Source organism: Microbacterium sp., from assembly GCF_035687345.1.
Lineage (GTDB): Bacteria > Actinomycetota > Actinomycetes > Actinomycetales > Microbacteriaceae > Microbacterium.
In genome coordinates this window covers 1-25763 of record NZ_DASRXZ010000110.1, presented here as the reverse complement: position 1 = coordinate 25763, position 25763 = coordinate 1, and the positions used below count along the sequence as shown (strand labels likewise).

Sequence of the window (25763 nt, the reverse complement as noted above, 5' to 3'; positions counted from 1 at the left end):
TGCGGAATGATGATCAGAACAGAGCCCGGATTCGGGTTCCGATACCCTGTGGGAGTGCGAGCGATACTCGCCCCACAACGCTGTGGGAGCACACTGCTTAAGCAATCGTCCCATAGCGATTCACCTGAATCAAGGGTTCAGGGGCCGAACCTGTGAGGCATTGCTGAGAGTTCTCTCCAGGCTATGGAGAAAACCCACAACGACGTCTGACCACAGGAACGGAGACCCTGGCCCATGGGCACAAACACCGCCGCGCGCATCGCCGCCGTCCCCGTCGGCCTCGAGGGGCTCGCGCTCGTCGCGCTCGCGGTGTGGCAGGTCGTCGCGATGGTGCAGGGCGACACGGGGTCCATCGAGAGCGCGATCGCACTCCTGGTGCTCACGATCGTGGGCGCCGCCGCACTGCTCGCGTTCGCGGTCGCCGTGTGGCGCGGTCGCTCGTGGGGTCGCTCGGGCGGAATCGTCGCGCAGGTGCTCGTCCTCGCGGTCGCGCTCGGCGCGGCGACGGGGGACTACGCACACCCGCTCATCGCGCTCGCGATCGCGGTGCCGGCCGTCGTCGCGTTCGTGCTGCTGATCCTCGCGGCGCGCGCCGCCGGTCGGGCCAAGACCGACGCATCCGACGCTTCCTGACCGCCGACGCGAGGTCGGCGCGCGTCACACGCCCAGCAGCGTGCGCACCCGTGCGACGTGACCCGTGGCGCGCACGTTGTACAGCGCGTGCTCCACGCGGCCGCCGGCGTCGATGACGAACGTCGAGCGGATGACTCCCTCGATCGTCTTGCCGTAGTTCATCTTCTCGCCCCACGCCCCGTACGCCTCGTGGACGGCGTGGTCGGGGTCGCTCAGCAGGTCGTAGGTGAGGCCGTCGCGCGCGCGGAAGCGCCGCAGGGTCTCGGGGTCGTCGCGCGAGATGCCCAGCACCCTGTACCCCGCGGCCTGAAGCGGTGCGAGGCTGTCGCGGAAGTCGCACGCCTCCTTCGTGCATCCCGGCGTCATCGCCGCGGGGTAGAAGAAGAGGATGACGCGGCCGCCACGGAGATCCGACAGCGAGACCGGGCGCTCGTCCTGGTCGACGAGTGTGAAGTCGGGTGCGGGGGAGCCGGGTTCGAGGCGTGCGGAGGTCATTCGTCCAGCGTACGGCGGCGAGCGCGACGGATGCGCCGCGCTCCGGTCAGCGGTCGGCGAAGGTCGCGAGCAGGCGCTGCAGCGAGTCGAGCCGAGCCGCCCCACCGGGGCCGAGCCTGCCTTCGGCCACGGCCTCGACGATCGCGCAGTCGGGGGCGTCGGGCAGGTGGGTGCACCCGCGCGGGCAGTCCTCGGCGATCTCGGCGAGATCCGTGAATGCGGCGAGGATGTTCGCCGGGTCGACGTGCCCGAGCCCGAACGAGCGCACGCCGGGAGTGTCGATGACCCACCCGGTGCCGCCCTCGCCGCGATAGCGCAGCGACACGGTCGAGCTCGAGGTGTGCCGCCCGCGGCCGGTCACCTCGTTGACGTCGCCCGTGGCACGGCCCGCGGTCGGCACGAGCGCGTTGACGAGGGTGGACTTGCCGACGCCGGAGTGCCCGACGAAGACGGTCGAGTGCCCGACGAGGGCCTGGCCGATGCGCTCGAGGGGCATGTCGTCCTGTCGGCTGGTGAAGACGTCGAGGTCGACGCCCTCGAAGTGCGCGAGGAACTCGGACGGGTCCGCGAGATCCGTCTTCGTCACGACGAGGAGGGGACGGATGCCGGCGTCCAGCGCCGCCACGAGGTACCGGTCGACGAGCCGAGGTCGTGGCTCGGGGTCGGCCGCCGCGACGACGATCAGCATCTGGTCGGCGTTCGCGACGATGACGCGCTCGACCTGGTCGGTGTCGTCGGCGGAGCGGCGGAGCAGCGACGTGCGTTCCTCGATTCCGACGATGCGCGCGAGCGTGCCCTCGTCGCCCGACGTGTCGCCCACGACGCGAGCGCGATCGCCGGTGACGATCGGCGTCTTGCGCAGCTCGCGAGCGCGCACGGCGTAGACGGGGCGCTCGGTGGAGAGGTCCTCGTCGACGAGCACCGTGTAGCGGCCGCGATCCACGCCGAGCACGCGCGCGATCGTGGCATCCGCGTGCTTCGGGCGTCTCTTGGTGCGGGGGCGGTTGGCCTTCGGGTTGGGCCGGACGCGCACGTCCTCCTCGTCGAACTCGGGCTCGTCGTCTTCGTCGTCCGGTTCGAGCCAGCTCATCGCGCGGCGCTCCTCACCCTCGCGTCCTTCACCTCACGAAGCGAGGTCCTGCACGCTGTGCGGGCGGGTCGTGGTCGTGGCATCCGTGCCGTCGCCTTCGAGCATCCGCTCCCACAGTTGGACGAACTGGGGCATGGTCTTGGCCGTCGTTCCGATGTCGTCGACCTCGACGCCGGATACCGCGAGGCCGATGAGTGCGCCGGTCGTCGCCATGCGGTGGTCGTGGTGGGCGTGCCACGTGCCACCGTGCAGCGACTGGGGCACGATGCGGATGCCGTCTTCGAGTTCGTGCGCCTCGCCGCCGAGGCGGCGCAGCTCGCCGATGAGCGCGGCGATGCGGTCGGTCTCGTGACCGCGGATGTGGCCGATTCCGTGGAGGGTCGTCGGCCCGTCGGCGAACGCGGCGAGCGCGAAGATCGTCGGGGTCAGCTCGCCCGCGGCCGAGAGGTCGAGGTCGATGCCGGTGATCGCGGGGCCCGCGGTCACCGTGAGGGCGCCGCCTCGACGGACGACGCGCGCACCCATGAGCGAAAGGATGTCGCCGAGCATCGCGCCCGGCTGCGTCGAATGCGCGGGCCAGCCCTTCACCGACACGGAGCCGCCCGCGATCATCGCCGCGGCGAGGAACGGTGCCGCGTTGGAGAGGTCGGGCTCGATCGCGAGCTCTTTGCCGCGCAGCGAACCCGCGGGCACGATCCACTCGCCGGGAGCGGGGCGCTCGACGTGCACGCCGCGACGCCCGAGCGCCTCGACCGTCATGTCGATGTGCGGAATGCTCGGCAGGCGCTCACCCGAGTGCACGAGGTGAAGCCCGACGTCGAAGCGCGGAGCCGCCAGCAGCAGACCCGACACGAACTGGCTCGACGTGCTCGCGTCGATCGTGACCTCGCCGCCGCGCACGTGACCATGCCCGCGGACCACGAAAGGGAGGGCCCAACGGCCGCCGTCGTCGATGTCGACGCCGACGTCGCGCAGCGCCTTGATCATCTGGCCCATCGGGCGGTGCAGGGCACTCTCGTGCGCCGTGATCGTGACATCGCCCTGTGCGAAGCCCGCGAGCGCCGTGACGAACCGCATGACCGTGCCGGCCTGCCCGCAGTCGACCGTTCCGCCGCCCGCGAGCGGCCACATCGGCGTCACGATCAGGTCATCGCCGAACTCGCCCTCACCCGGCTCGGGCTCGATCGAGACACCGAGCGAACGCAGCGCCTCGATCATGCGCGCCGAGTCGTCGGAGTGCAGCGGAGAGGCCAGCCGGCTGGGCGACTCGGCGAGCGCGGCCAGGATCAGCTCGCGATTCGTGAGGGATTTCGAGCCCGGGACGGTGAGTGTCGCGTGGAGCGGCTCGACGGCCACCGGCGCGCGCCAGGCCTTGACCGGAGCGCCCGGCTTCGTGCGGGGGGAATACCCGTCGGCTGTCATCGAGTTCTACCCTAACGAACCCCTCACCCGAACCAGCGGAGCGGACACACGATGATTGCGACCCTCGAGCGGCCGTCGACCCTGTCGACGCGCATCTCGTCGTCCGCTCAGGCGCCGGCGCTAGGCTGGCCCGTGATGACCGATCCGTCGCACGCCCTCCCGCCGCGCACCGCCGACGCACCCGACTCCGACGCCTCCGGCGACGAGCCGGTCGACGTGCGAGCCCAGTTCGAGGAGCAGGCGCTCCCGTTCATGGACCAGTTGTACGCGGCCGCCATGCGCATGACGCGCAACCCGTCCGACGCCGCCGACCTCGTGCAGGAGACGTTCGTGAAGGCGTTCTCTTCGTGGGCGACGTTCACGCAGGGCACGAACCTCAAGGCGTGGCTCTACCGCATCCTGACGAACACGTACATCAACACGTATCGCAAGAAGCAGCGCGAGCCGTACCAGGGGACGATCGACGATCTCGAGGACTGGCAGCTCGGCGGCGCGGAGTCCACGACGGCGACGCGCACCCGCTCGGCCGAGGCCGAGGCGATCGACCGCATGCCCGCCTCGATCGTGAAGGAAGCGCTGCAGTCGATCCCCGAGGACTTCCGACTCGCGGTGTATCTTGCCGACGTCGAGGGATTCTCGTATCAAGAGATCGCAGACATCATGAAGACCCCGATCGGCACGGTCATGAGCCGCCTTCATCGTGGCAGGCGGCTGCTGCGTGACCTGCTCGCCGATTACGCGAAAGAACGCGGCATCGCCGCGGACACCGAGAACAGCGGTCGCAGGGCGACCGCCACGAGGAGCAAGAGATGACCGACTGCGGCTGTGACAAGGCGCGGCGCGACCTCGAGGAGTACCTGCGGAACGAGGTGTGCTCGACCGAGCGCGCTGACATCGCCGAGCACCTCGCCCATTGCGAGGGCTGCGCCGACGAGGCGCACGTCGCGCGCACGCTGACCGAGGCTGTCGCCCGGGCATGCCGCGAAAAGGCACCCGAAGAGCTTCGGGTGATGGTCGTCGAGAAGCTTCGCGCCGCCGGACTCGCATCCGCCTGAGCGCGATCCTCGAACGCCTCCACCGGTCTCCGGGATCGAGGTCTCGATCTCTCCCGCGACCGATCGGCGAGGCGAACCGGATGCCGCGCCCCGCCGTTCCTGGTCACGGCGTCGGCGCGAACACCGTGAGCGCCCCCGGCGCGACGTCGATCGTGAGGGGGAGTGCGCCGATCGGGTCCCCGTCGGCATACGCCGTCACACCCGGCGAGGACAGTCGCGCGGAGCGCACGCGATACGTCGAGACCTCGGGGATCGAGGTGTGCGTGCCGCGGTAGACGCGGGGGAGCAGCCTCAGCAGTCGCAGCCGCCCCGCGGGGCGCACGAGGACGACATCGAGCAGCCCGTCGGACGGGTCGGCGTCTGGGCAGATCGGGATGCCGCCGCCGTACGAGCGGCCGTTGCCGACGGTCGCCATCACGAGGTCGCGACTGACGCGCTCGGTCGTGCCGTCCTCGAGTTCGAGCTCGATGTCGAACGGGATGCCGGACAGCGTCGCGAACTCGATGAGCAGCGCGATCGTGTAGCGCGACCCGCCGCGTGGCCACCGCATTCCGTTCGCGCGGTCGTTGACGCGCGAGTCGAACCCGCTCGCGAGGACGCTCCCGTAGTGGGCGGCGGACCCGTCGTGTCGGGTCACGCGAGCGAGGTCGACTGTGCGCGTGCGCCCCGCCGCGATCGTCTCGGCGGCCTGCGCGATGTCGAGCTCGTGCAGGCCGAGCGCCATCGCGAAGTCGTTCCCCGTGCCCAGCGGGATGATCCCGAGCGGGATGCCCGTGCCCGCGAGCTCCTGGAGCGCGAGATTCACGGTCCCGTCGCCGCCTGCGACGGCGACGGCCGTGGTGCCGAGTCCGATCGCGGTGCGCAGCAGCTCGGTCGACTCGGTGGCGCTTCCCCCGCTGATGACGGTCGTGCGGATGCCGTGGGCTCGCAACCGCTCGGCGGCCTGCTCCGCCGCACCGGCGTGCGCGCCCCCGCGGGCGACGGGGTTCACCAGGAGTGCGACGCTCATGCCTGCTCGTCGCGCGGCGGGACGAGCGCTCCCGGGTTCATGATGCCCGTCGGGTCGAGCGTGTCCTTGACCGCCTGCAGCACGGCGACGCCCAGCGGGCCGATCTCCGGCTCGAGGTACGGGCGGTGATCGCGGCCGACTGCGTGGTGGTGGGTGATCGTGCCGCCCGACGCGCCGATCGCGCGCGACGCCGCATCCTTCGCGCGCGACCACTGCGCGACGGGATCGGTCGTGAGGGCGGCGACGACCGTGAAGTAGAGCGACGCGCCCGCCGGGTACACGTGCGAGATGTGGCACAGCACGATGGGCTTCGTTCCCTCCGCCGTGAGCGTCTCGCGCAGGGCATCCGTCACCGCTGTCTTGAGGGTCGCGAGGTTCGCCCACGTGGTGGCGGTCTCGAGCGTCTCGGCGAGCACTCCCGCTCCGAGCAGCGTGTCGCGCAGCGCGGGCGACGAGAAGCGTCCGCGCTCCCACGATCGCGCCGGCTCCTCGCCGCGCGAGGTGGCGCCGTGGGCCGCGAAGACCTGCTCCAGCGCGCCGCGGATCGCTGCGGCATCCGCTTCGCTCTCTCCCTCGATCGTCGCGATCGCGAGGCACCCGCGCATCCGCGTCAGGTGACCGCCGAGCGCCGCGTTCACGCGGGTCTCCGTCTCGTCGCTCAGGCGGAGGACGGTGGGGCGGATGCCGCGCTGCGTCGCCTCGCGGAGCGCGGACGCGCCCGCAGCGAAGTCCGGGAACGTCCACGCGCCGTAGGCGGTCGCCGCGGGGATCGGGCGGATGCGCACCGTGACCTCGGTGATCACACCGAACGCGCCCTCGGAGCCGAGGAACAGCTCGCGAAGGTCGGGACCGGCGGCGCTCGCCGGCGCGCGGCCGAGGTCGAGCTCGCCGACGGGCGTCGCGACCCGCAGCGCGTGCACGAGTTCGTCGAAGCGGCCGTAGCCGCGTGAGGCCTGGCCGCTCGAGCGCGTCGCCGCGAAGCCGCCGAGCGACGCGTACTCGAAGCTCTGCGGGAAATGGCCGAGGGTGTACCCGCGCGCGCCGAGCAGCTCCTCGGCCTGCGGGCCGGTCGTGCCTGCGCCGAAGGTCGCGAGCAGCGACGTCTCGTCGAGATCGAGGAGGGCTGCCGTGCGCGACAGATCGAGCGCGACGACGCGATCGTGGCGCCCGCCGTCCGGCTGCACGCCGCCGACCACGCTCGTGCCGCCGCCGAAGGGGACGACGGCGATCCCGCGCTCCGCGCATTCCCGGAGCACCGCGAGAACCTCGGCGTGGCTCGCCGGCGACGCGACCGCGTCGGGCGCCGTCTGCGGCTCGTCCAGCCGGCGGGCGAGCAGATCGGGCGTGCTCTTGCCGCCGAGGTGCAGCGTGCGCACGACGTCGTCGCGCGTCGCGTGGTCGGCGCCGACGATCGCCGCGAGCGCCTCGAGGTCCTCGTCGGGCAACCGTGACGGTGTGAGTACGGGGGCTTCGCGCCGCGGAATCGGATGCGGCCTGCCGGGAAGCAGCGTCGCGAGGATCGTGCGGGCGGCCGCGGGGAGCTTCGCGGTGTGCGCGCCCCACGCGTCCCAATCCGAACGCGGGCGCGGCGTGGGAACGGCGAGGGGTGCGCGCTCGGGCGGCGTCGCATCCATGGCGTCCAGTATGTCAGTCGCCATAAGGTGGACGAATGTCGCAATCCCCCCACGGCGCCGGCGCCTGCGGCCGTCTCGGCGAGGGCATCCGCCGAACCCGTCTGTCGTGAACGCGACCTCCGCCGGTGCACCCCGGCCGCCCCGATCGACCGCGCTCGACGCGCGGCGGCGGGCGCGGGAGCTCGACGCCCTCGCGGATGCCGGTGAGATCGACGTGCTCGTCATCGGCGGCGGCATCACGGGCGCGGGCATCGCCCTCGACGCCGCGTCGCGGGGGCTGCGCACCGTGCTCGTCGAGCGGGATGACCTCGCGAGCGGCGCGAGCCGCTGGAGCTCGAAGCTCGTCCACGGCGGTCTGCGCTACCTCGCGTCAGGCCAGTTCGGCATCGCGCGCGAGAGCGCCGCGGAGCGCCACCTGCTCATGACGCGGCTCGCCCCGCACCTCTCGCGGTCGATGGCGCAGGTCGTCCCGCTGTACGCGCCGGGACACATGACCCGCGGAGCATACGTCGGCCTCGGATACGGGCTCGGCGACGGACTGCGCCGCCTCGTCGGCACTCCCGACGCCGTGCTGCATTCGCCGGGACCGCTCGGCCGCGACGAGACGCTCCGCCTCGTGCCCGCTGTGCGGCGCGAAGGTCTGCGCGGCGGCATGCGCGGTTGGGACGGCCAGCTCATCGACGACGTGCGTCTCGTGGTCGCCGTCGCCCGCACGGCAGCGGGCTTCGGGGCATCCGTCCTCACCCACGTGGAGGTCACGTCGGCCACCGGAGACGGCGCATCGCTGCGTGACCGCGTGTCCGGCTCCGAGTTCGCCGTCCGCGCGCGCTGCGTGATCAACGCGACCGGCGTCTGGGCGGGGCGCATCGACCCCGACGTGCACCTGCGTCCGAGTCGCGGTACGCACCTCGTCGTCGCGGCGGAGCGCCTCGGCGGCTCGGACGCGTCGCTCACGGTGCCCGTGCCGGGGTCGAGCAGCCGCTTCGTGTTCACGGTGCCGGCGCCGCACGGGCGAGCGTACATCGGCATCACCGACGTCCCGGCGGGCACGGAGCTTCCGCTCGTGCCGACCCCGGGCGACGACGAAGTCACGCTGCTGCTCGACGTCATGAACACGGTGCTCGAGGAGCCGCTCACGCGCGACGACGTCATCGGGGCGTTCGCCGGCCTCAGGCCGCTGCTCACCGATCCGCGTCACGACGAGACGAGCGACCTGTCGCGCCGGCACGCGATCATCGAGTCGTCCACGGGCGTCCTGAGCGTCGTGGGCGGCAAGCTCACGACGTACCGGCGCATGGCGCAGGACGGAATGGATGCCGCCGTCGGCATGCGTCTCGGCAGCGGCGTCGGGAACTCGCGCACACGATCGATCCCGCTCGTCGGAGCGTGGCCGCGCGAGCGGCTCGCGTCACTCGACGCGGCGCCGCGGCTCGTGCGGCGGTACGGCGCCGAAGCGCCGTTCGTCGCGCGCCTGGCAGACGGACCGGCGGCTGCGCGAGGCGTCACCGCGCAGGAGCTCGAGTGGGGAGTGCGCGCCGAAGGCGCCCTGGCGATCGACGACCTCCTCGACCGTCGCACGCGCCTCGGGCTGGTGACGGCCGATCGCGACGAATCGACGGATGCGGCAGCCGCCGCCTTCGAACGCGCCGGCGTCGACCCGCTTTGACCCCGCCCGCCGACGTCTGAGACGGGTTGGCAGGATTCCTCGGTGGGACGTCCGCCCGTGCGGGCCGGGATGTCCGCCGCCCGTCCGACACTGGACCGATGACCACGACCGCCACCCACCCGCAGCCGGTCGTCGCACACGGCCGACTGGGGATCGTGCAGGGCACCGCCCTCTATGTCGCATCCGTGCTCGGCACCGGGCTGCTCGTGCTGCCCGGCCTCGCGGCCGACGCGGCCGGCCCGGCGAGCGTCGTCGCGGTCCTCGCCGTCATCGCGCTGTCGATCCCGCTCGCGGGCACGTTCGCCGCGCTCGCGGCCCGGTATCCGGATGCCGGGGGAGTCGCGAGCTACGTCCGCCGGGCGCTCGGGGCGACCGCGGCGCGCATGACCGGCTACTGGTTCTACTTCGGCGTGTGCGCGGGAGCCCCGGTCGTGGGAGTTCTCGGCGCCGAATACGTGGCGGCGGTGACCGGAATCGACCGCGCGGGCGTGCCGATCCTCGCGGTCGCGATCATGCTGATCCCGTTCGGTGCGAACCTGCTCGGCATCCGCGTCGCCGGATGGATGCAGTTCGTGCTCACCGGGCTCCTGCTCTCGATGGTCGTCGCGGTCGTCGCCGCGGCGCTGCCGGCGGTCGAGGCATCCGCCTTCACCCCCTTCCTCCCGCACGGGTGGGCCGGCGTCGGCACCGCGATCAGCCTCTTCGTGTGGGCGTTCGCGGGGTGGGAGGTCGGCACCCACATCGCGGGGGAGTTCCGCAGCCCGCGCAGGGTGATCCCGCTCGCAACGGCGATCGCGCTCGTGCTCACGGGCGCGTCGTACCTGCTGCTGCAGATCGCGACGGTGGGCGTGCTGGGCGAGGGAGCGGGGGCGGATGCGGTGCCGCTGCTGTCGCTGGCCCAGACCGTGCTGCCGGGGCTCGGCCCCGTCGCCGTCGGAGCGGTCGCGGCGATCGTGTCGGTGGGTGTCATGAACGCCTACCTCGCGGCGTTCGGGAAGCTCGGGGCGTCGCTCGCCGCGAACGGCGACCTGCCGCGGTGGTTCCGGCGGGGCGAGGAGGCGGGCGGGATCCCGCGTCGCGCGCTGTCGCTCACGATGGCCGTCGTCGCCGTGTACTTCGCGCTCATGCTGGTGGTCGACCTCGACCTCGAGCCGTTCATCCTCGTGCACACGAGCAACATGGTCGCGATCTATGCGGTCGGCATGGTCGCCGCGCTGCTCATCCTGCGCCGGTGGTCGGTGGGCTGGTGGATGGCGCTCGTCGCGGCCGTGCTGTCGGCGGGGCTGCTCGCACTCGCGGGTGTGAAGCTCGTGCCGAGCCTCGTGCTCGCGCTCATCGCGGTGGCGGTCACCGTGTGGCGCCGCGCGCGGAGCGCCCGCGCGCGGACGTGACCGCCGCGCGAGCGCGCCGGTCGCCCGGCATCCGCGAGCTCGTCGACTAGCGGGCGAGCGCCTTCGCGATCACCTCGGCCTGCTCGACCGCGTGCACCTTCGGCGAGCCCGTCGCCGTCGACGCGGCGGCCGGACGCGATACGCGCCGGATCGTGCGACCGTGCAGGTGCTTGACGAACTCGAGCGCGATGAACGGCCAGGCGCCCTGGTTCTCGGGCTCGTCCTGAACCCACACGAGCTCGGCGTTCGGGTACTTGTCGATCACCATGTTGAGCTCGTCGACCGGCTTCGGGTAGAACTGCTCGATCCGCACGAGGGCGATCGTGGGGTCGGGGTTCTTCTCGAGCTCGGCGCGCAGGTCCCAGTGGATCTTGCCGGAGTGCAGCAGCACGCGGCGGACGGCGGACTTGTCGACACCGCGCTCGTCGTCGATCACCGGCTCGAAGCGCCCGTGCGTGAAGTCCTCGACGGAGCTCGTCGCTCCGCGCAGGCGCAGCATCGCCTTCGGCGTGAACACGATGAGCGGACGCCGCGGGCGCGCGTAGGCCTGGCGACGCAGCAGGTGGAAGTACGACGCCGGCGTCGACGGACGCGCGACGGTCATGTTGTCCTGCGCGCACAGCTGCAGGTAGCGCTCCATGCGGGCCGACGAGTGGTCGGGGCCCTGGCCCTCGTAGCCGTGCGGCAACAGCAGCACGAGGCTCGACTGCTGGCCCCACTTCTGGTCGGCGGCCGAGATGTACTCGTCGATGACCGACTGGGCGCCGTTCGCGAAGTCGCCGAACTGCGCCTCCCACAGGACGAGCGCGTCGGGCCGCTCGACCGAGTAGCCGTACTCGAACGCCATCGCGGCGTACTCGCTCAGCAGCGAGTCGTACACCCAGAAGCGGCCCTGGTTCTCGCTGAGGTTCGACAGCGGCAGCCACTCCTGGCCGTTCGCTCGGTCGTGGAGGACGGCGTGGCGCTGCACGAACGTGCCGCGGCGCGAGTCCTGGCCGGCGAGGCGCACGTTGGTGCCCTCGAGCAGCAGCGAGCCGAACGCGAGCAGTTCGGCGAACGCCCAGTCGATCGAGCCGTTGCGGCTCATGTCGTAGCGCTTGTCGAGGAGCTGCTGGAGCTTCGGATGCACCGTGAAGCCCTCGGGCTTGTTCACGAAGGCATCGCCCACGAGCTCGATCACGCTGCGCGACACACCGGTCGTGTCGGGCTCGCCGATCACGGTCGGGACGATCGCCTCCTCCTCGACGACGGGCGAAGACCCGGTCTCGGCGGCGTGCGTCTCGGCGAACGCGATCTCGAGGCGGTTCTGGAAGTCGCGCTTGGCCTGCTCGTACTCCTCCTCGGTGATGTCACCGCGACCGACGAGGGCCTCGGTGTACAGGCGGCGCACCGAGCGCTTCGCCTCGATGAGGTTGGTCATGTGCGGCTGCGTCATCGACGGGTCGTCGCCCTCGTTGTGGCCGCGGCGGCGGTAGCACACGAGGTCGATGATGACGTCGCGGTGGAACTCTTCGCGGTACTGCACCGCGAGCTGCGCGACGCGCACGACGGCCTCGGGGTCGTCGCCGTTCACGTGGAAGATCGGCGCCTGGATCGTCTTGGCGACGTCGGTCGCGTACACCGACGAGCGACCGTCCTGCGGCGTCGTCGTGAAGCCGACCTGGTTGTTGACGACGATGTGCACGGTGCCGCCCGTGCGGTAGCCGCGCAGCTGCGACATCTGGAGCGTCTCGACGACGACGCCCTGGCCGGCGAAGGCCGCGTCGCCGTGGACGAGGATCGGCAGCCACGAGAACGTGCCGATGGGCTTGCGGTCCTGCTTGGCGCGCACGATTCCCTCGAGCACGCCGTCGACCGTCTCGAGGTGCGACGGGTTCGCTGCGAGGTAGACGGGCAGCTCGGCGCCCGAGTCGGCGACGAACGTGCCCTCGGTGCCGAGGTGGTACTTGACGTCGCCCGATCCGCTCTTCGAGCCGATCGCGACGGAGCCCTCGAACTCGCGGAACACCTGGCCGTACGTCTTGCCGGCGATGTTCGTGAGCACGTTCAGGCGGCCGCGGTGCGCCATGCCGATCGCCGCCCCGTCCAGGCCCGCCTCAGCGGCGCCCTGGAGCACCTGGTCGAGGAGCGGGATGAGCGACTCGCCGCCCTCGAGCGAGAAGCGCTTCTGGCCGACGTACTTCGTCTGCAGGAACGTCTCGAAGGCCTCGGCCTCGTTCAGCTTCGACAGGATGCGCAGCTGCTCGTCGTGGCCGGGCTTCTGGTACTTGACCTCGACGTTGCGCTGGAACCACGCGCGTTGCGCCGGGTCCTGGATGTGCATGTACTCGATGCCGATCGTGCGGCAGTACGAGTCACGCAGGACGCCGAGGATGTCGCGCAGCTTCATGAGGCGCTTGCCGCCGAAGCCGCCGGTCACGAACTCGCGGTCGAGGTCCCAGAACGTGAGTCCGTGGCTTTCGATCTCGAGGTCGGGGTGCGTGCGCTGGACGTACTCGAGCGGGTCGATGTCGGCCATCAGGTGGCCGCGCACGCGGAAGGAGTTGATGAGCTCCTGCACGCGAGCGGTCTTGTCGACGCGCTCGGCCACGTCGACGTTGATGTCGTTCGCCCAGTGGATCGGCGCGTACGGGATGCGCAGCGCCGCGAAGATGTCTTCGTAGAAGTTGCGCTGGCCGATGAGCAGCTCGTGCACCTTCTTGAGGAACTCGCCCGAGCCGGCGCCCTGGATGACGCGGTGGTCGTACGTGCTCGTGAGGGTGATCGTCTTGCCGATGGCGAGCTCGTTGAGCGTCTTGTCGCTCGCGCCCTGGAACTCGGCCGGGTACTCGAGCGCGCCGACGCCGATGATCGAGCCCTGGCCCTTCATGAGGCGGGGGACCGAGTGCACCGTGCCGATGCCGCCCGGGTTGGTCAGCGAGATCGTCGTGCCCTGGAAGTCGGCGGGCGTGAGCTTGTTGGCGCGGGCGCGCGACACGAGGTCTTCGTACGACGCGAGGTATTCGCCGAACGACAGCGTCTCGGCGCGCTTGATGCTCGGGACGAGCAGGGCACGCGAGCCGTCGGGGCGCGGGAGGTCGATCGCGATGCCGAGGTTCACGTGGGCGGGTGCGACCACGGACGGCTTGCCGTCGACCTCGGCGTAGAAGACGTTCATGCTCGGGAAGTCCTTGAGCGCCTGGATGAGCGCCCACCCGATGAGGTGCGTGAAGCTGACCTTGCCGCCGCGCGTGCGCGACATGTGGTTGTTGATCACGATCCGGTTGTCGATCATGAGCTTCGCCGGCACCGTGCGGACGCTCGTCGCGGTCGGGACGGTGAGCGACTCGTCCATGTTGGCCGCAAGGGTCTTCGGGAGGCCCTTGAGGGCGGTGACGACATCCTCGTCGGCGCTCGCCTCGGGCGTCGACGGCTTGATCTTCGGCGCCTGCGCCGGGATCGGCTGCGGCGCGGCGGGGCGCGCGGTCGTGCGGGCGACCGGCTGGCTCCCGATCACCGGGACGGGCGCCGTGACGGGGCGCGGCTCAGACGACGTCGCCGCCCCGTTCGCGGTCGCCGGAGCGGTCGCGGGGGCGGCGGGAGCAGGAGCGGCGGCCGGGGCGGATGCCGCGGGCTCGGGGGCCTGGGACGCGGGAGCGGTCTGGGTCGACGGCGCCGTCGCTCCGTCCGCGTCGACCGGGTGGTAGGCCTCGAGGATCGGCCACCAGGCCTTGTCTACCGAGTTCTTGTCGACCTTGTACTGCTCGTAGAGTTCGTCGACGAGCCATTCATTGGCTCCGAACTCTCCTTCGTTCGATACACCGACGCCCGTCACCTGGCTCGACACGCTCGATCGCCTGCTTTCGTGAAGAAGATGTGGATGCCTGGTCCGCAACGACCCTCGGGCACGATCCTTAAGCGTAACCCAGTCCGCGTCTCACTTCGTCGGGGTTGCGCACCGCGCGGAAGCACGTTTCGGCAACGGCATCCGCGACGCTTCTTGTCGCTACCCTTGACGGACATGGAGTTCTACGGAGACCGCCCCGACGTCGACCTGACGTATTCGGACGTGTTCCTCGTCCCCCGGCGGTCGACGGTCGCGAGCCGACTCGACGTGGACCTGTCCCCGGGCGACGGCACGACCGCCACGATCCCGATCGTCTCGGCCAACATGAACTCCGTCACCGGGGCGCGTCTGGCCGCGACGCTCGCGCGCCGCGGCGGCCTGGGCGTCCTGCCCCAGGACATGCCGCTGCAGGAGCTCGACGCGGCGATCCGGTGGGTGAAGGCTCAGCCCGTTCCGTGGGACACGCCGCTCGTGCTGCCGCCCGATGCGACGGTCGCCGACGCCGCGCGCCTCCTCCCCGCGACGCAGGGCTACGGCATCGTCGTCGCCGAGACTCCGTCCGGGTCCGGACCGCAGCAGCAGGGGGGTGCGGTCGACACGCGCTCACCGAGCACCGGACTCCACGCCGAGGACATCCTCGGCGTCGTGCCCGCCACCCGACTCGGCACCGCCCTTCCCGACGCGCGGCTCGGCGACATCGCCCGCGGACGCTCGGCGTCGATCGACGCGGAGGACGTCGAGAGCGGCCGCCAGGCGTTCGACCTCCTCATCGCGGCGGAGGCCGATGTCGTGTGCGTCCTGCGCCACGGCGTGCTCGTCGGCACGCTGTCGCGCCGCAGCGCGCTGCGCTCGTCGCTGTACCGCCCGGCGGTCGACGCATCCGGTCGCCTCATCGTCGCTGCGGCCGTCGGCATCAACGGCGACGTCGCGGCGAAGGCCCGCGCACTCGCCGCCGCCGGAGTCGACGTGCTCGTCGTCGACACCGCGCACGGCCACCAGGAGAACATGCTCGCGGCGCTGCGCACGATCGCCGACCTCGACCTCGGCATCCCGCTCGCCGCGGGCAACATCGTCACCGCCGAGGGAGTGCACGACCTCGTGACCGCCGGTGCGAGCATCCTGAAGGTCGGCGTCGGCCCCGGTGCGATGTGCACCACCCGCATGATGACCGCGGTCGGGCGGCCCCAGTTCTCGGCCGTGCTCGAGACGGCTGAGGCGGCGCGCCTCATGGGCGCCCACGTGTGGGCCGACGGCGGCGTGCGGTACCCGCGCGACGTCGCGCTCGCGCTGGCCGCCGGCGCGTCGTCCGTCATGATCGGCTCGTGGTTCGCCGGCACGATCGAGGCGCCGGGCGAGCTCCTCGTCGACGCCGAGGGCCGTGCGTACAAGGAGTCGTGGGGCATGGCCTCGACGAAGGCGGTGCACGAGCGCTTCGGGCGGCTCGACCCGTACGAGCTCGCGCGCAAGGAGCTGTTCGCCGAGGGGATCTCGTCGTCGAAGATCTACCTCGACCCGTTGCGCCCCGGCCTCGAGGACCTGCTCGACATGATCACGTCGGGCGTGCGCTCGTCGTTCACCTACGCGGGTGCGGCGACCGTGCCCGAGTTCCACGAGCGCGCGCGGGTCGGCCTGCAGTCCGCCGCCGGCTACGAGGAGGGCAAGGCGCTCCCCGTCAGCTGGTGACGGCACGGATGCCGCGGCGCGGCCCCACCGCTCCGTTCGCGCTGTCGTAACCGGCATCCGCTGCTCGCGCCTGCGCGGGCGTGCGCAGATTTCGGCAGCGCGAGGGGTGGGAGCCCGCGCGAGGTGATCGAAGCGACCGTCACGGCCGTCGCTTCGAGCTGGGAAGTCCGTCGGCGGTGAGGATGTCGTAGACGAGGCGTGGGACGTCGAGGTCGCGTGCTTCCAGCCGACTGAAACCGCGCACCTCGCGGCGGATCTCGTTCTCGCGGTTCTTCTCGTCGATGACGATGGCAGCCGCATCGCGTTCCGCCCCGAACTCCGGGCTCAGGTACTTGCCGCGGCCATCGATCTCGAGCCAGTGGTCATGGTCGGGGAAGTAGCGATCCGCGAACACCAGCCGACCACTGCGGAGGACGCGGCGCTCCTGGCACCGTGAGTGCGGGAACCCGAGGTGCCCGAGCAGCACGCGAGCCTGCGTCTCGCGCGGATTCGCGGCACCGTCCTCCGCCTCTTCGATGACGCGACGGGCGCGCACGTCGCCCCGGCGGGACGGACCCGCGTCGAGCAGTCGGAGCAGTTCGTCCTTCGTCGTGAGCGCGCCCGATGGGCGACCGCTCCAGATCGCCTGGTCGACCGCGGACGCCGCGACGAGGAAAGACGACACGCGCGCGATGTCGAGCGCCGTCTGCGCCGGCGTTGTGACGTGGTGCACTCCGAACGGCGTGCGCTCCACACCTTCCAGCCCGAGCGCACGGCGTCGGACCGCGCCGCTGGATCGGCCACCGCTCGCGCGACCGATCGTCACATCGACCTGCGTCGGCCACGCACCGAAGATGTCCATGCCGTGCTCCGCCGCTGCGGCGAAGTGCGAGATCACGGCGCCGGGCTCCATACGACGCGCGACCTCGTGAACGCGAACGCGGTGCTGCTCGTTCGGCCGCAGTCCTCTCCAGTCGTCAGCGCGGGCATACGCTCCGGCCGTGATCCGGACCCACTCCCCGGACCGGACCCCGCGCCGCAGGCGCCGGTCGTCGACGGGGTCGATCCGGTCCCGGCGCCGAACGACGGGGATCAGCTCGTCGGGGTGTGTCGTTCTCCTCACCCCGACACATTGACGTCGTGGGCGCGTTCGCGAGCGCACTGCGCCGTCGCCTGTTCGCAGCCGCATGTCTCCGGCGCCCTGGGAGGAGCTCTGCGCCGACGGTGGCGCAGCGGCCTCCCGCTGTCGAAACCTGCAAGAGCGGTCGTCGCGGACACGCGCGGATGCAGGTTTCGACAGCGCCGAGCCCGGAAAGGCGAGCTCAAGACGGGCATCCGTCGCGCGTCCGCCCTGCCTTAGACTTTTCGCGAGATGGACGACCCGCCCAGTTGCAGACGCCCGCCCCACGAACCAGCCCCCGCGATCGGGGGTGACGCGTGATGGATTACGTCATGCTGGGCGTGGGGCTCCTGCTCACCATCGGGACCGGATTCTTCGTCGCGAGCGAGTTCGCGCTCGTGAACCTCGACCGCGCCGACCTCGAAGCGCGGCGCGAGCGCGGCGAGTCTCGTCTGTCGCTCACGATCAGCGCGCTGAAGATCACCTCGACGCACCTCTCGAGTGCGCAGCTCGGCATCACGCTCACGACCCTGCTCACGGGTTACGCGATGGAGCCCGCGATCTCGAACCTCCTGGGTCCGGTCTTCCTGCAATGGGGGTGGGCGGATGCCGTCGTGACCCCGGTCGCCGCGGTGATCGGCGTCACGATCGCCACGATCCTGTCGATGATCCTCGGCGAGCTGATCCCGAAGAACCTCGCCCTCGCCGTGCCGCGGCAGACCGCCAAGATCGTGCTGCCGTTCCAGGTCGCGTTCACGACGGTGTTCCGTCCGGCCGTCGCGGTGCTCAACGGCAGCGCGAACGGCGTGCTGCGGCTGCTCGGCGTGGAGCCGAAGGAGGAGCTCTCGGGCGCCCGCACCGCCGAGGAGCTCTCGAGTCTCGTGCGCCGCTCGGCGAGTGCCGGCGTGCTCGAGGAGGACACCGCGACGCTCCTCGACCGCAGTCTCACCTTCGCACGCCTGACCGCCGCCGACGTCATGACCCCGCGCCCCAGCGTGCACGCGCTGGCGGCCGACGACTCGGTCGACGACGTGGTGCAGCTCGCGCGCCGCACGGGCCACAGCCGCTTCCCCGTGTACCAGGACTCGATGGACGACATCGTCGGCATCGTCCACCTGAAGGCCGCGGTGTCGGTTCCGCGTGAGCGCAGACCGGATGTCCCGGCCGCGGCCATCGCGACCGAGCCGCTGCGCGTGCCCGAGGCGGTGCACCTCGACGCGCTCGTGTCGGAGCTGCGGGCGCGCGGCTACCAGATGGCGATCGTCGTGGACGAGTACGGCGGGACGGCCGGCGTCGTGACGCTCGAGGACCTCGTCGAGGAGATCGTCGGCGAGGTCCTCGACGAGCACGACCGCCGCCGCGCGGGGATCGTGCGGGCCGAGGGCTCGGTGATCCTGCCGGGCGAGCTGCGCCCCGACGAGGTGCTCGACCGCACCGGCATCCGCATCCCCGAAGGGGACGTGTACGACACCGTCGGCGGGTTCCTCATGAGCGTGCTCGAGCGCATTCCCGTCGTGGGCGACGCGGTCGAGATCGAGGACGGCACGCTCGAGGTGCAGCGCATGGACGGCCGCCGCGTCGATCGTGTGCGGTTCACGCCCGCGCCCGTCCCCGACGGAGCCGCGAATCACCGCGCCGAATCGGGCGCCGACCGAGAGGGCGGTGCACGATGAGCGACTGGGCGGGCATCGCGTGGCTGTTCGTGCTGCTGGTGGCCAACGCGTTCTTCGTCGGCGCCGAGTTCGCCGTCATCTCGGCGCGCAGGTCGCAGATCGAGCCCCGCGCCGAGAAGGGCTCGCGTGCGGCCAAGACCGCGCTGTTCGCGATGGAGCATGCGACGCTCATGCTCGCGACGTGTCAGCTCGGCATCACGATCTGCTCGCTGCTGATCCTCAACGTGTCCGAGCCGGCGATCCACCACCTGCTGGCGGAGCCCCTCGGGCTCACCGGCCTCAACGAGTCGATGGTCGACGTCATCTCGTTCGTCATCGCGCTCGTGCTCGTGTCGTACCTGCACGTCGTGTTCGGCGAGATGGTGCCGAAGAACCTCGCGTTCTCGGTGCCCGACCGGTCGGTGCTCATGCTCGCGACGCCGCTCGTGTGGATCTCGAAGCTGTTCCACCCGGTGATCGTGTCTCTCAACTGGATCGCGAACCACGCCGTTCGCCTGTTCCGAGTCGAGCCGAAGGACGAGGCGGCGTCGACGTTCACGCTCGAAGAGGTGGCGACGATCGTGAGCCAGTCCCGCATCGAGGGTGTGCTCGACGACTCGGCCGGCACGGTCGCGGCGGCGCTCGAGTTCACCGACAAGAAGGCGAAGGCGATCGCGGTGCCGCTCGGCGAGCTCGTGACGCTTCCCGAGACGACGACGCCCGACGAGATCGAGCGCGCGGTCGCGAAGCACGGGTTCTCGCGGTACGTGATCGTCGACGATGCCGGCGAGCCGCTCGGCTACGTGCACCTCAAGGACGTGCTCCGCGTCGCGGAAGGTCCCGGCTCGGCCGCGGGGGCCGCCGCCCGCATCCCGGCGAAGCGCATCCACCACATGGTGCCGGTGCTCGAGACGACCGACCTCGAGGACGCGCTCGCGCTCATGCGCCGCGCCGGCCGCCACCTCGCCCAGGTGCGCGACGCGAGCGGGCGCACGACCGCGGTGCTCTTCCTCGAGGACATCATCGAGGAGCTCATCGGGGAGGTGCAGGACGCGACGCGGCGCGGGCGGCGCTGACGCGAGGCATCCGGATGCCCCACCTACCCCCGCGGGGTCAGGCGGCGCGCACGCGCGCGGGTCGTGCCCGCAGGTACTGCGTCGGCCAGTAGTCGATGTCGGCGCCGAGCTCGATCGATGCGCGCAGCGCGTAGTGCGGGTCGCGCAGCCACTCGCGACCGGCCATGATCGCGTCGGCGTCGCCCGCCTCGAGGATCGCCTCGGCCTGGGCCGCCTCGTCGATCATGCCGACTGCCGACACCGGCACGCCCGCCGTCCGGCGGACGTGCGCGGCGAACGGCACCTGGTAACCGGGCCCCGTCTCGAGCCGCTGGTGGGCGACGAGCCCGCCGCTGGAGATGTCGAAGAGGTCGGCGCCGCGCTCCGACGCCCACGTCGCGACGGTCGCGGTCTCGTCGGGGGTGAACCCGCCGTCGGCCCAGTCGTAGGCCGAGAAGCGCACGAGCAGCGCGAGATCCGGCGCGGCCTGCCGCACCGCCTCGACGACGCGCAGCACGAGGCGCGCGCGGTTCGCGAGCGATCCGCCGTACTCGTCGTCCCGGTGGTTCGAGAGGGGCGAGAGGAACTCGTGGAGAAGGTAGCCGTGCGCCGCGTGCACCTCGACGACGTCGAATCCCGCCTCGACCGCGCGCCGCGCGGCGGCCGCGAAGTCCTCGACGACGCGGTCGATCCCTTCGCGATCGAGGGCGACAGGGGCGGCGAACCCCTCGAACGGGATCGCCGACGGGGCGACCGTCTGCCACCCGCCCTGCTCGCGGGGGACGGAGCCGCGCTGTCCGCTCAGGGGGGATGACGTGGACGCCTTGCGTCCGGCGTGGGCGAGCTGGATGCCCGCGAGGGCGCCGCGCGCACGGACGGCGGCGACGATCGGCGCCCAGGCGTCGCGGTGCGCGTCGCTCCAGATGCCGGTGTCGTCGGGCGAGATGCGCCCTTCGGGCGACACGGCCGTCGCCTCCGCCATCACGATGCCCGCTCCGCCGGATGCGAACTGCGCGAGATGGACGTGGTGCCACTCCTGCGGCATGCCGTCGACCGCGCTGTACTGGCACATGGGCGAGACCCACAGGCGGTTGCGCGCGGTCTTCGGGCCGACGGTCAGAGGGGAGAAGAGAATGCTCATGTGTCGGAACGTCCTGCCGGTAGGGTGGCGCCATGAGCGGCCAGTGGACGGCGGATGACGCGTCGCGCCACCTGCGACGGCCGACCGACCGCGACGACAAGTATTCCCGAGGCGTCGTCGGCTTCCGAACCGGGTCGGCCCAGTATCCGGGAGCGGCGGTGCTCGGCGTCGAGGCGGCGTGGCGCACGGGGGTCGGCATGGTGCGCTACCTCGGGCCCGAGTTCGCGCGCGCCCTCGTGCTCCAGCGGCGTCCCGAGACGGTGACGGTCGACGGCCGCGTTCAGGCGTGGGTCGTCGGCTCGGGCACACCGGTCGAGCCGGACGAGACGGATGCGGCGACCCGCGCCGTCCGCGAGATCTTCGCCGGCCGTGCGCCCGTCGTCGTCGACGCGGGTGCGCTGGATCACGCGGTGGGTGCGGCGGCACCGTGCATCGTGACACCGCACGACCGCGAGCACGACCGGCTGCGGTCGCGGCTCGGTCTCGACCCGGCGGACGGCGACGAGCGCGAGGCATCCGCTCTTCACACCGCGTCCGCGCTGCGGGGCGTCGTCGTCCTGAAGGGCGCGCACACGATCGTCGCGACGCCGTCGGGGTGGTCGACGGTCGTCGCGAGCGGAACCCCGTGGCTCTCGACCGCGGGCACCGGCGATGTGCTCGCAGGGGTCATCGGAGCGGTCGTCGCGGGCGCGCTCGCGACGGGCGCGGGCGGCCAGGACCGCAGGGTGAGCTCGGGGGAGCTCGGTGAGCTCGCGGCCACCGGTGTGTGGCTCCACGGCCGCGCAGCGACCGTCGCCGCCCAGGCGCGCGGAGCGACGGGCGGGCCGATCACGGCGCTGGACGTCGCCGAGGCGCTGCCTGCCGCCGTGGCGGAAGCGCTCGCACGAACCCCGTGACGCGCCTCTCTAGGATGAGGAGGGTGTCGAGGCGGGCGGTACTGTGGGTGGGTTTCGCGGTCGTGCACATCGGCGTCGCGGCGCTCGGATGGCTGTTGCCGAACCAGCCGATGGGCGACGTCTACCTCGTCTACGAGCCGTGGTCGACCCGCGCCGTCGAAGGCACGGGGATCGTCGGCATCACCGAGAGCTGGGTCTATCCGCACCTCGCGCTCGTGCCGATGGTGCTCGCGAAGGCGATGGCATGGCTCGGCGGCTACGAGATCGCGTGGGCGGTGGTCGTCACCGCCGTGGACGCGGTCGCGTTCGCGGTGCTCGTCGGACGCGGCCGGTCGAGCGGCCGCTGGATCGCGGCATGGTTCTGGCTCGTCTTCATCGCGCTCCTCGGCCCTGTGGGCATCTACCGCCTCGAGGGGGTGACCACGCCGCTCGCGCTCGCGGCGTGCCTGTGGCTCTTCGGCAGACCGGCGCTCGCGTCGGTGCTGCTCACGATCGGCATGTGGATCAAGGTGTGGCCCGCCGCGCTGCTGGCCTCGGCGGTCATCGCCGTGCGGCGTCGGTTCGCGATCGCGGGGACGTCGATCGCGCTGTCGGCGGTCATCCTGCTGATGGTCCTCGCCGCGGGAGCGGGGGCCAACGCGCTCGGCTTCGTCGCCGGCCAGACCGATCGCGGACTCCAGCTCGAGGCTCCCGTGAGCGCGTATTACCTGTGGCGCGCGGTCCTCGGGTACGAGGACTCCTTCATCTACTACGACCGCGCGATCCTCACGTTCCAGGTGACCGGGCCCTCGGTCGACATCGTCATCACCGCCATGACCCCCCTGCTCGCGGTCGCGGTGATCGGCGTGCTCGTGCTCGGGATCGTGAAGATGTGGCGCGGGGCCACCTTCGCAGCGCTGTTCCCGTCGCTCGGCCTCGCGACCGTCGCCGCGATGATCCTCTTCAACAAAGTCGGCTCGCCGCAGTACCTCTCGTGGATCATCGCGCCGCTCGTGTTCGGACTCGTGCTCGACCGCTGGCACTGGTGGGGTCCGGCCCTGCTCGGGCTCGGCACCGCGCTGCTCACCCAGGTCGTGTACCCGCTCACCTACGGCGAGCTGCTCGTCGCGTCGGCGTTCCCCACCGTCGTGCTCACGCTGCGCAACCTCGCGATCGCAGTGCTGTTCGTGTGGGCCGTGGTGCGTGTCGCCCGCACTCCCACCCACGTTCGTCTGAAGCCGCGGGCTGCGGCATCCGCCCCCGACCTCGCCGCCGACGGCCGCTGAGCCGCCGACGCCGACACCCCGATCACGACCCAAGGAGGAACCATGCTCGTCGCCTTCTCCGTCGCACCGAGCGGCACCGGACGCGCGGACGGCTCGGTGCACGACGCCGTCGCGGCCGCTGTGCGCGTGGTGCGCGAATCCGGCCTGCCGCACCGCACGACGTCGATGTTCACCGAGATCGAGGGGGAGTGGGACGAGGTGTTCGATGTCGTGAAGCGCGCGACGGACGCCGTGATGCCGTTCGGCTCGCGCGTCTCCCTCGTGCTCAAGGCCGACATCCGTCCCGGCTGGACCGGCGAGCTCGACGGCAAGATCGAGCGGCTCGAGCGCGCTCTCGACGACAGCGCCTCGGCCGACTGACGCACGGCCCGCACGCGGCCCCGGCCTAGAGTGGTCGGGTGCCCCACGAGACCCCCGGATCCCGCGCGCAGCAAGCGCTCGCGCGGGCGATCGGAACGAGCCCTGACCCGATCGAGGGTGTCGTCGACGAGCCTGCCGAGATGCCGGTCGCCGCGACCGTGGTGATCGCGCGCGACGGAGCGCGAGGCCCCGAGGTGCTCCTCATCGAGCGGCCCGACCGCGGTTCGTTCGCGGGCGCGTGGGTGTTCCCCGGCGGCAAGCTCGACCCGATCGACCGCGAGGGCGACGGGTCGCCCGACGACGCGGACGAGCGCGCCGCACGCCGTGCCGCCGTGCGCGAGGCGCGTGAGGAGACGGGTCTCGTGCTCGACCCGGAAGCGCTCGTGCCGATCTCGCGGTGGAGCCCGCCCCCGGGTCTGCCGCTGCGCATCCTCACGTGGTTCTTCGTGACGCGGGCGCCCGACGACGTGAGCCTCGAGCTCGCCGCCGACGAGGCGGTGTCGGCCACGTGGGCACGCCCCGCGGAAGTGCTCGAACGCCACGGTCGCGGCGAGCTCACGCTGTACCCGCCGACCTGGGTCACGCTGCACGAGCTCGCGGGGCAGTCCGATGTCGACGACCTCCTCGCGACGGCGCGCCTCGGCGGGGTGCACTCGTACGAGACGCTCGCCCGACGGGGCCCTGAGGGGCCGTTCATGCTGTGGCAGGAGGACGCCGAATACGACGCGGATGCGGCGGCCGAGGCATCCGGATCGCGCGCTCGCGCGCGTCACCGCCTCTCGATCGGCGACCTTCCCTGGATCTACGAGCGCTCGTTCTGACGCCCTCGCTCCGTCACGACTCGAAGAGGCGACGGATGTGCCGCCCGACGGCCTCGGTCTCGATGAGGAAGCCGTCGTGGCCGAAGTCGCTCGTGAGGACGACGGCCCGGTCGCCGTCGAGGGTCGTGCGGATGCCGCGTGCGATGCGGTGCTGTCCGTCGATGGGGAACAGGCGGTCGGAGTCGATCCCGAGCACGAGCGCCTTGGCGGTCACGCGTCCGAGCGCTTCCTCGACCCCGCCGCGGTCGCGGCCGACGTCGTGCGAGTTCATCGCCTCGACGAGCGTGATGTAGGAGTTCGCGTCGAAGCGGCGCGTGAACTTGTTGCCGTGGAAGTCCAGATACGACTCGACGGCGAAGCGACCGCCGTGGCCGAGCGGGCTCACGCTGGACTGCCACGACCGCTGGAACCGCTGGTTGAGCTCGGTCGGGGAGCGGTAGTTCAACAGCGCCATGCGCCGAGCGAGGGCGAGGCCGCGGTGGGGCCCGTCGCCGGCATCCGCGTCGTAGTACTCGCCGCCCTGGAAGCGCGGGTCGATCTGGATCGCCTCGAGCTGCACCGAGTTGAGCGCGATCTGGTCTGCGGTGTTCACGGGCGGTGCCGACAGGATCCCGACGCGCTCGACGCGCTCCGGGTAGCCGACGGCCCACTCCATCGCGTGCATGCCGCCCATCGAGCCGCCCACGACGCCCGCCCACACGTCGATCCCGAGCGCGTCGGCGAGCCGCACCTGCGCGGCGACCTGGTCGCGGATCGTGAGGTACGGGAAGCGCGACGCCCATTCGTACCCGTCCGGCCCGATGCTCGCGGGGCCGGTCGAGCCCTGGCATCCGCCCAGCATGTTCGGCGCCACGACGAACCAGCGATCGGTGTCGATCGGAGCGCCGGGCCCCACGATGTCGCTCCACCAGCCGTCGGTCGGATGCCCCGGCCCGGCGGGTCCGCGCACGTGGCTGTCGCCCGTGAGCGCGTGGAGCACGAGCACGGCGTTGTCGCGCGTCGCGTTGAGCTCGCCCCACGTCTCGGACGCGAGCCGGTAGCCGGGCAGCTCGCGGCCGCCCTCGGTGCGGAACGGCCCGAACGCGGCGAAGTGCCTGTCGCCGACGGGGTCGCCGTCGCGCCACGCGCCGGTCGCGGGCGGACGCCCGAGCAGCAGGCGCGCGTCGGCCTCCGTGACGGGCGCGCTCGGCACCGTGTCTTCGGAGGTCTGCCAGTCCATCCGACCATTCTCGCGTGCCGCCACCGTACGTGACGGCGTGTTACACCCGCCCGGTGGGATCAGCGTCCGCGGGAGGGCGCTGTCTCGTAGGTCGCGCCGTGCTGTCCCGCGAGCGCGATGGGCACGCCGTCGACGCTCTGGATGAAGCGCTGCGACGTGTCGAGGTCGGCGGGCACGCGAGCGTCGACGGCGGTGAGAGTGCCGCGCGACTCGTTCGAGAGCCACACGACGCGGCGGTCGACCGCCGCGGCGAGCCCGTCCATGATGTCGGCGAACCGCGCGCGCCCCGCGGCATCGAGATAGAGGAGCACCGCGCTGTGGAACACGACGAGCGTCGCCTCGGGCGGGGTG

22 protein-coding genes are annotated in these 25763 nt (G+C 71.7%); 12 read left to right on the top strand and 10 right to left on the bottom strand.

Translation table 11 applies throughout. From position 1 onward, the window contains the following. Positions 1-234 precede the first annotated feature (234 nt). Positions 235-633, top strand: a complete 399-nt coding sequence (locus VFF97_RS12315) for a histidine kinase (protein ID WP_325033787.1) — start codon at positions 235-237, stop codon at positions 631-633. 24 nt (positions 634-657) lie between these two features. Here VFF97_RS12315 and bcp read toward each other — a convergent pair whose 3' ends face one another. The 3 genes from bcp to aroA are packed head-to-tail and all read right to left on the bottom strand — an operon-like array spanning position 658 to position 3640. Then, the gene (gene bcp / locus VFF97_RS12310) at positions 658-1128 is read right to left on the bottom strand and encodes a thioredoxin-dependent thiol peroxidase (protein WP_325033786.1); all 471 of its coding nucleotides are present in this window, start codon (positions 1126-1128) and stop codon (positions 658-660) included. 46 nt (positions 1129-1174) lie between these two features. Then, on the bottom strand, positions 1175-2218 hold the full coding sequence (gene rsgA, locus VFF97_RS12305) for a ribosome small subunit-dependent GTPase A (protein ID WP_325033785.1): 1044 nt from the start codon (positions 2216-2218) through the stop codon (positions 1175-1177). Positions 2219-2251: 33 nt separating this feature from the next. Further along, on the bottom strand, positions 2252-3640 hold the full coding sequence (gene aroA, locus VFF97_RS12300) for a 3-phosphoshikimate 1-carboxyvinyltransferase (protein WP_325033784.1): 1389 nt from the start codon (positions 3638-3640) through the stop codon (positions 2252-2254). A 51-nt stretch (positions 3641-3691) separates the two neighbouring features. Between aroA and VFF97_RS12295 the strand changes: the two genes are divergently transcribed. Continuing rightward, on the top strand, positions 3692-4453 hold the full coding sequence (locus VFF97_RS12295) for a sigma-70 family RNA polymerase sigma factor (protein ID WP_325033783.1): 762 nt from the start codon (positions 3692-3694) through the stop codon (positions 4451-4453). Continuing rightward, positions 4450-4695 (top strand): zf-HC2 domain-containing protein, encoded by a 246-nt coding sequence (locus tag VFF97_RS12290; RefSeq protein ID WP_325033782.1) that lies wholly within the window; start codon positions 4450-4452, stop codon positions 4693-4695. The genes VFF97_RS12295 and VFF97_RS12290 overlap by 4 nt, the downstream gene beginning before the upstream one ends. 103 nt (positions 4696-4798) lie before the next feature. On the opposite strand, the gene VFF97_RS12285 is transcribed toward VFF97_RS12290, so the two are convergent. Both VFF97_RS12285 and VFF97_RS12280 read right to left on the bottom strand, forming a co-directional pair. Then, on the bottom strand, positions 4799-5704 hold the full coding sequence (locus VFF97_RS12285) for a diacylglycerol kinase (RefSeq protein ID WP_325033781.1): 906 nt from the start codon (positions 5702-5704) through the stop codon (positions 4799-4801). After that, on the bottom strand, positions 5701-7338 hold the full coding sequence (locus VFF97_RS12280) for an FAD-binding oxidoreductase (protein ID WP_325033780.1): 1638 nt from the start codon (positions 7336-7338) through the stop codon (positions 5701-5703). The genes VFF97_RS12285 and VFF97_RS12280 overlap by 4 nt, the downstream gene beginning before the upstream one ends. Positions 7339-7444: 106 nt before the next feature. Between VFF97_RS12280 and VFF97_RS12275 the strand changes: the two genes are divergently transcribed. Beyond that, positions 7445-9004: a glycerol-3-phosphate dehydrogenase/oxidase gene (locus VFF97_RS12275; RefSeq protein ID WP_325033779.1), complete on the top strand. Its 1560-nt coding sequence runs from the start codon at positions 7445-7447 to the stop codon at positions 9002-9004. A 98-nt stretch (positions 9005-9102) separates the two neighbouring features. After that, on the top strand, positions 9103-10395 hold the full coding sequence (locus tag VFF97_RS12270; RefSeq protein ID WP_325033778.1) for an APC family permease: 1293 nt from the start codon (positions 9103-9105) through the stop codon (positions 10393-10395). Positions 10396-10441: 46 nt separating this feature from the next. Here VFF97_RS12270 and VFF97_RS12265 read toward each other — a convergent pair whose 3' ends face one another. Next, the gene (locus VFF97_RS12265; RefSeq protein ID WP_325033777.1) at positions 10442-14221 is read right to left on the bottom strand and encodes a multifunctional oxoglutarate decarboxylase/oxoglutarate dehydrogenase thiamine pyrophosphate-binding subunit/dihydrolipoyllysine-residue succinyltransferase subunit; all 3780 of its coding nucleotides are present in this window, start codon (positions 14219-14221) and stop codon (positions 10442-10444) included. A 174-nt stretch (positions 14222-14395) separates the two neighbouring features. Here VFF97_RS12265 and VFF97_RS12260 point away from each other — a divergent pair, with 174 nt between their 5' ends. Beyond that, complete coding sequence (locus tag VFF97_RS12260; RefSeq protein ID WP_325033776.1) at positions 14396-15904, top strand: IMP dehydrogenase; 1509 nt, start codon at positions 14396-14398, stop codon at positions 15902-15904. Positions 15905-16043: 139 nt separating this feature from the next. Here the strand turns inward: VFF97_RS12260 and VFF97_RS12255 are convergent, their stop codons facing one another. Next, on the bottom strand, positions 16044-16781 hold the full coding sequence (locus VFF97_RS12255; RefSeq protein ID WP_325033775.1) for a hypothetical protein: 738 nt from the start codon (positions 16779-16781) through the stop codon (positions 16044-16046). A 542-nt stretch (positions 16782-17323) separates the two neighbouring features. Here VFF97_RS12255 and VFF97_RS12250 point away from each other — a divergent pair. Together VFF97_RS12250 and VFF97_RS12245 are read left to right on the top strand one after the other, a co-directional pair. Continuing rightward, positions 17324-18676, top strand: coding sequence for a hemolysin family protein (locus VFF97_RS12250; protein WP_325033788.1), 1353 nt, complete (start codon positions 17324-17326; stop codon positions 18674-18676). Continuing rightward, positions 18673-19731, top strand: coding sequence for a hemolysin family protein (locus tag VFF97_RS12245; RefSeq protein ID WP_325033774.1), 1059 nt, complete (start codon positions 18673-18675; stop codon positions 19729-19731). The genes VFF97_RS12250 and VFF97_RS12245 overlap by 4 nt, the downstream gene beginning before the upstream one ends. Before the next feature lie 37 nt (positions 19732-19768). On the opposite strand, the gene VFF97_RS12240 is transcribed toward VFF97_RS12245, so the two are convergent. After that, positions 19769-20851, bottom strand: a complete 1083-nt coding sequence (locus VFF97_RS12240) for an NADH:flavin oxidoreductase/NADH oxidase (RefSeq protein ID WP_325033773.1) — start codon at positions 20849-20851, stop codon at positions 19769-19771. Between the two features lie 32 nt (positions 20852-20883). Between VFF97_RS12240 and VFF97_RS12235 the strand changes: the two genes are divergently transcribed. The 4 genes from VFF97_RS12235 to VFF97_RS12220 are packed head-to-tail and all read left to right on the top strand — an operon-like array spanning position 20884 to position 24193. Beyond that, positions 20884-21747, top strand: a complete 864-nt coding sequence (locus VFF97_RS12235) for an ADP/ATP-dependent (S)-NAD(P)H-hydrate dehydratase (protein WP_325033772.1) — start codon at positions 20884-20886, stop codon at positions 21745-21747. A gap of 23 nt (positions 21748-21770) precedes the next feature. Beyond that, positions 21771-23012: a hypothetical protein gene (locus VFF97_RS12230; RefSeq protein ID WP_325033771.1), complete on the top strand. Its 1242-nt coding sequence runs from the start codon at positions 21771-21773 to the stop codon at positions 23010-23012. A 42-nt stretch (positions 23013-23054) separates the two neighbouring features. After that, complete coding sequence (locus VFF97_RS12225) at positions 23055-23372, top strand: thiamine-binding protein (RefSeq protein WP_325033770.1); 318 nt, start codon at positions 23055-23057, stop codon at positions 23370-23372. A gap of 38 nt (positions 23373-23410) precedes the next feature. Next, positions 23411-24193: an NUDIX hydrolase gene (locus VFF97_RS12220; protein ID WP_325033769.1), complete on the top strand. Its 783-nt coding sequence runs from the start codon at positions 23411-23413 to the stop codon at positions 24191-24193. A 13-nt stretch (positions 24194-24206) separates the two neighbouring features. Here VFF97_RS12220 and metX read toward each other — a convergent pair whose 3' ends face one another. After that, positions 24207-25412 carry a homoserine O-acetyltransferase MetX gene (gene metX, locus VFF97_RS12215; RefSeq protein ID WP_325033768.1) on the bottom strand — a complete coding sequence of 402 codons (1206 nt, stop codon included), beginning with the start codon at positions 25410-25412 and terminating at the stop codon, positions 24207-24209. Between the two features lie 59 nt (positions 25413-25471). Then, a partial coding sequence (locus tag VFF97_RS12210) for a DUF2332 family protein (RefSeq protein WP_325033767.1) occupies positions 25472-25763 on the bottom strand: 292 nt, incomplete at its 5' end.

What these genes read in the sequence shown, in the direction of transcription:
- VFF97_RS12315 (WP_325033787.1), top strand. Translation starts at nt 235, where the DNA reads ATGGGCACAAACACCGCCGCGCGCATCGCCGCCGTCCCCGTCGGCCTC.
- bcp (WP_325033786.1), bottom strand. Translation starts at nt 1,128, where the DNA reads ATGACCTCCGCACGCCTCGAACCCGGCTCCCCCGCACCCGACTTCACA.
- rsgA (WP_325033785.1), bottom strand. Translation starts at nt 2,218, where the DNA reads ATGAGCTGGCTCGAACCGGACGACGAAGACGACGAGCCCGAGTTCGAC.
- aroA (WP_325033784.1), bottom strand. Translation starts at nt 3,640, where the DNA reads ATGACAGCCGACGGGTATTCCCCCCGCACGAAGCCGGGCGCTCCGGTC.
- VFF97_RS12295 (WP_325033783.1), top strand. Translation starts at nt 3,692, where the DNA reads ATGATTGCGACCCTCGAGCGGCCGTCGACCCTGTCGACGCGCATCTCG.
- VFF97_RS12290 (WP_325033782.1), top strand. Translation starts at nt 4,450, where the DNA reads ATGACCGACTGCGGCTGTGACAAGGCGCGGCGCGACCTCGAGGAGTAC.
- VFF97_RS12285 (WP_325033781.1), bottom strand. Translation starts at nt 5,704, where the DNA reads ATGAGCGTCGCACTCCTGGTGAACCCCGTCGCCCGCGGGGGCGCGCAC.
- VFF97_RS12280 (WP_325033780.1), bottom strand. Translation starts at nt 7,338, where the DNA reads ATGGATGCGACGCCGCCCGAGCGCGCACCCCTCGCCGTTCCCACGCCG.
- VFF97_RS12270 (WP_325033778.1), top strand. Translation starts at nt 9,103, where the DNA reads ATGACCACGACCGCCACCCACCCGCAGCCGGTCGTCGCACACGGCCGA.
- VFF97_RS12260 (WP_325033776.1), top strand. Translation starts at nt 14,396, where the DNA reads ATGGAGTTCTACGGAGACCGCCCCGACGTCGACCTGACGTATTCGGAC.
- VFF97_RS12250 (WP_325033788.1), top strand. Translation starts at nt 17,324, where the DNA reads ATGGATTACGTCATGCTGGGCGTGGGGCTCCTGCTCACCATCGGGACC.
- VFF97_RS12245 (WP_325033774.1), top strand. Translation starts at nt 18,673, where the DNA reads ATGAGCGACTGGGCGGGCATCGCGTGGCTGTTCGTGCTGCTGGTGGCC.
- VFF97_RS12240 (WP_325033773.1), bottom strand. Translation starts at nt 20,851, where the DNA reads ATGAGCATTCTCTTCTCCCCTCTGACCGTCGGCCCGAAGACCGCGCGC.
- VFF97_RS12235 (WP_325033772.1), top strand. Translation starts at nt 20,884, where the DNA reads ATGAGCGGCCAGTGGACGGCGGATGACGCGTCGCGCCACCTGCGACGG.
- VFF97_RS12225 (WP_325033770.1), top strand. Translation starts at nt 23,055, where the DNA reads ATGCTCGTCGCCTTCTCCGTCGCACCGAGCGGCACCGGACGCGCGGAC.
- metX (WP_325033768.1), bottom strand. Translation starts at nt 25,412, where the DNA reads ATGGACTGGCAGACCTCCGAAGACACGGTGCCGAGCGCGCCCGTCACG.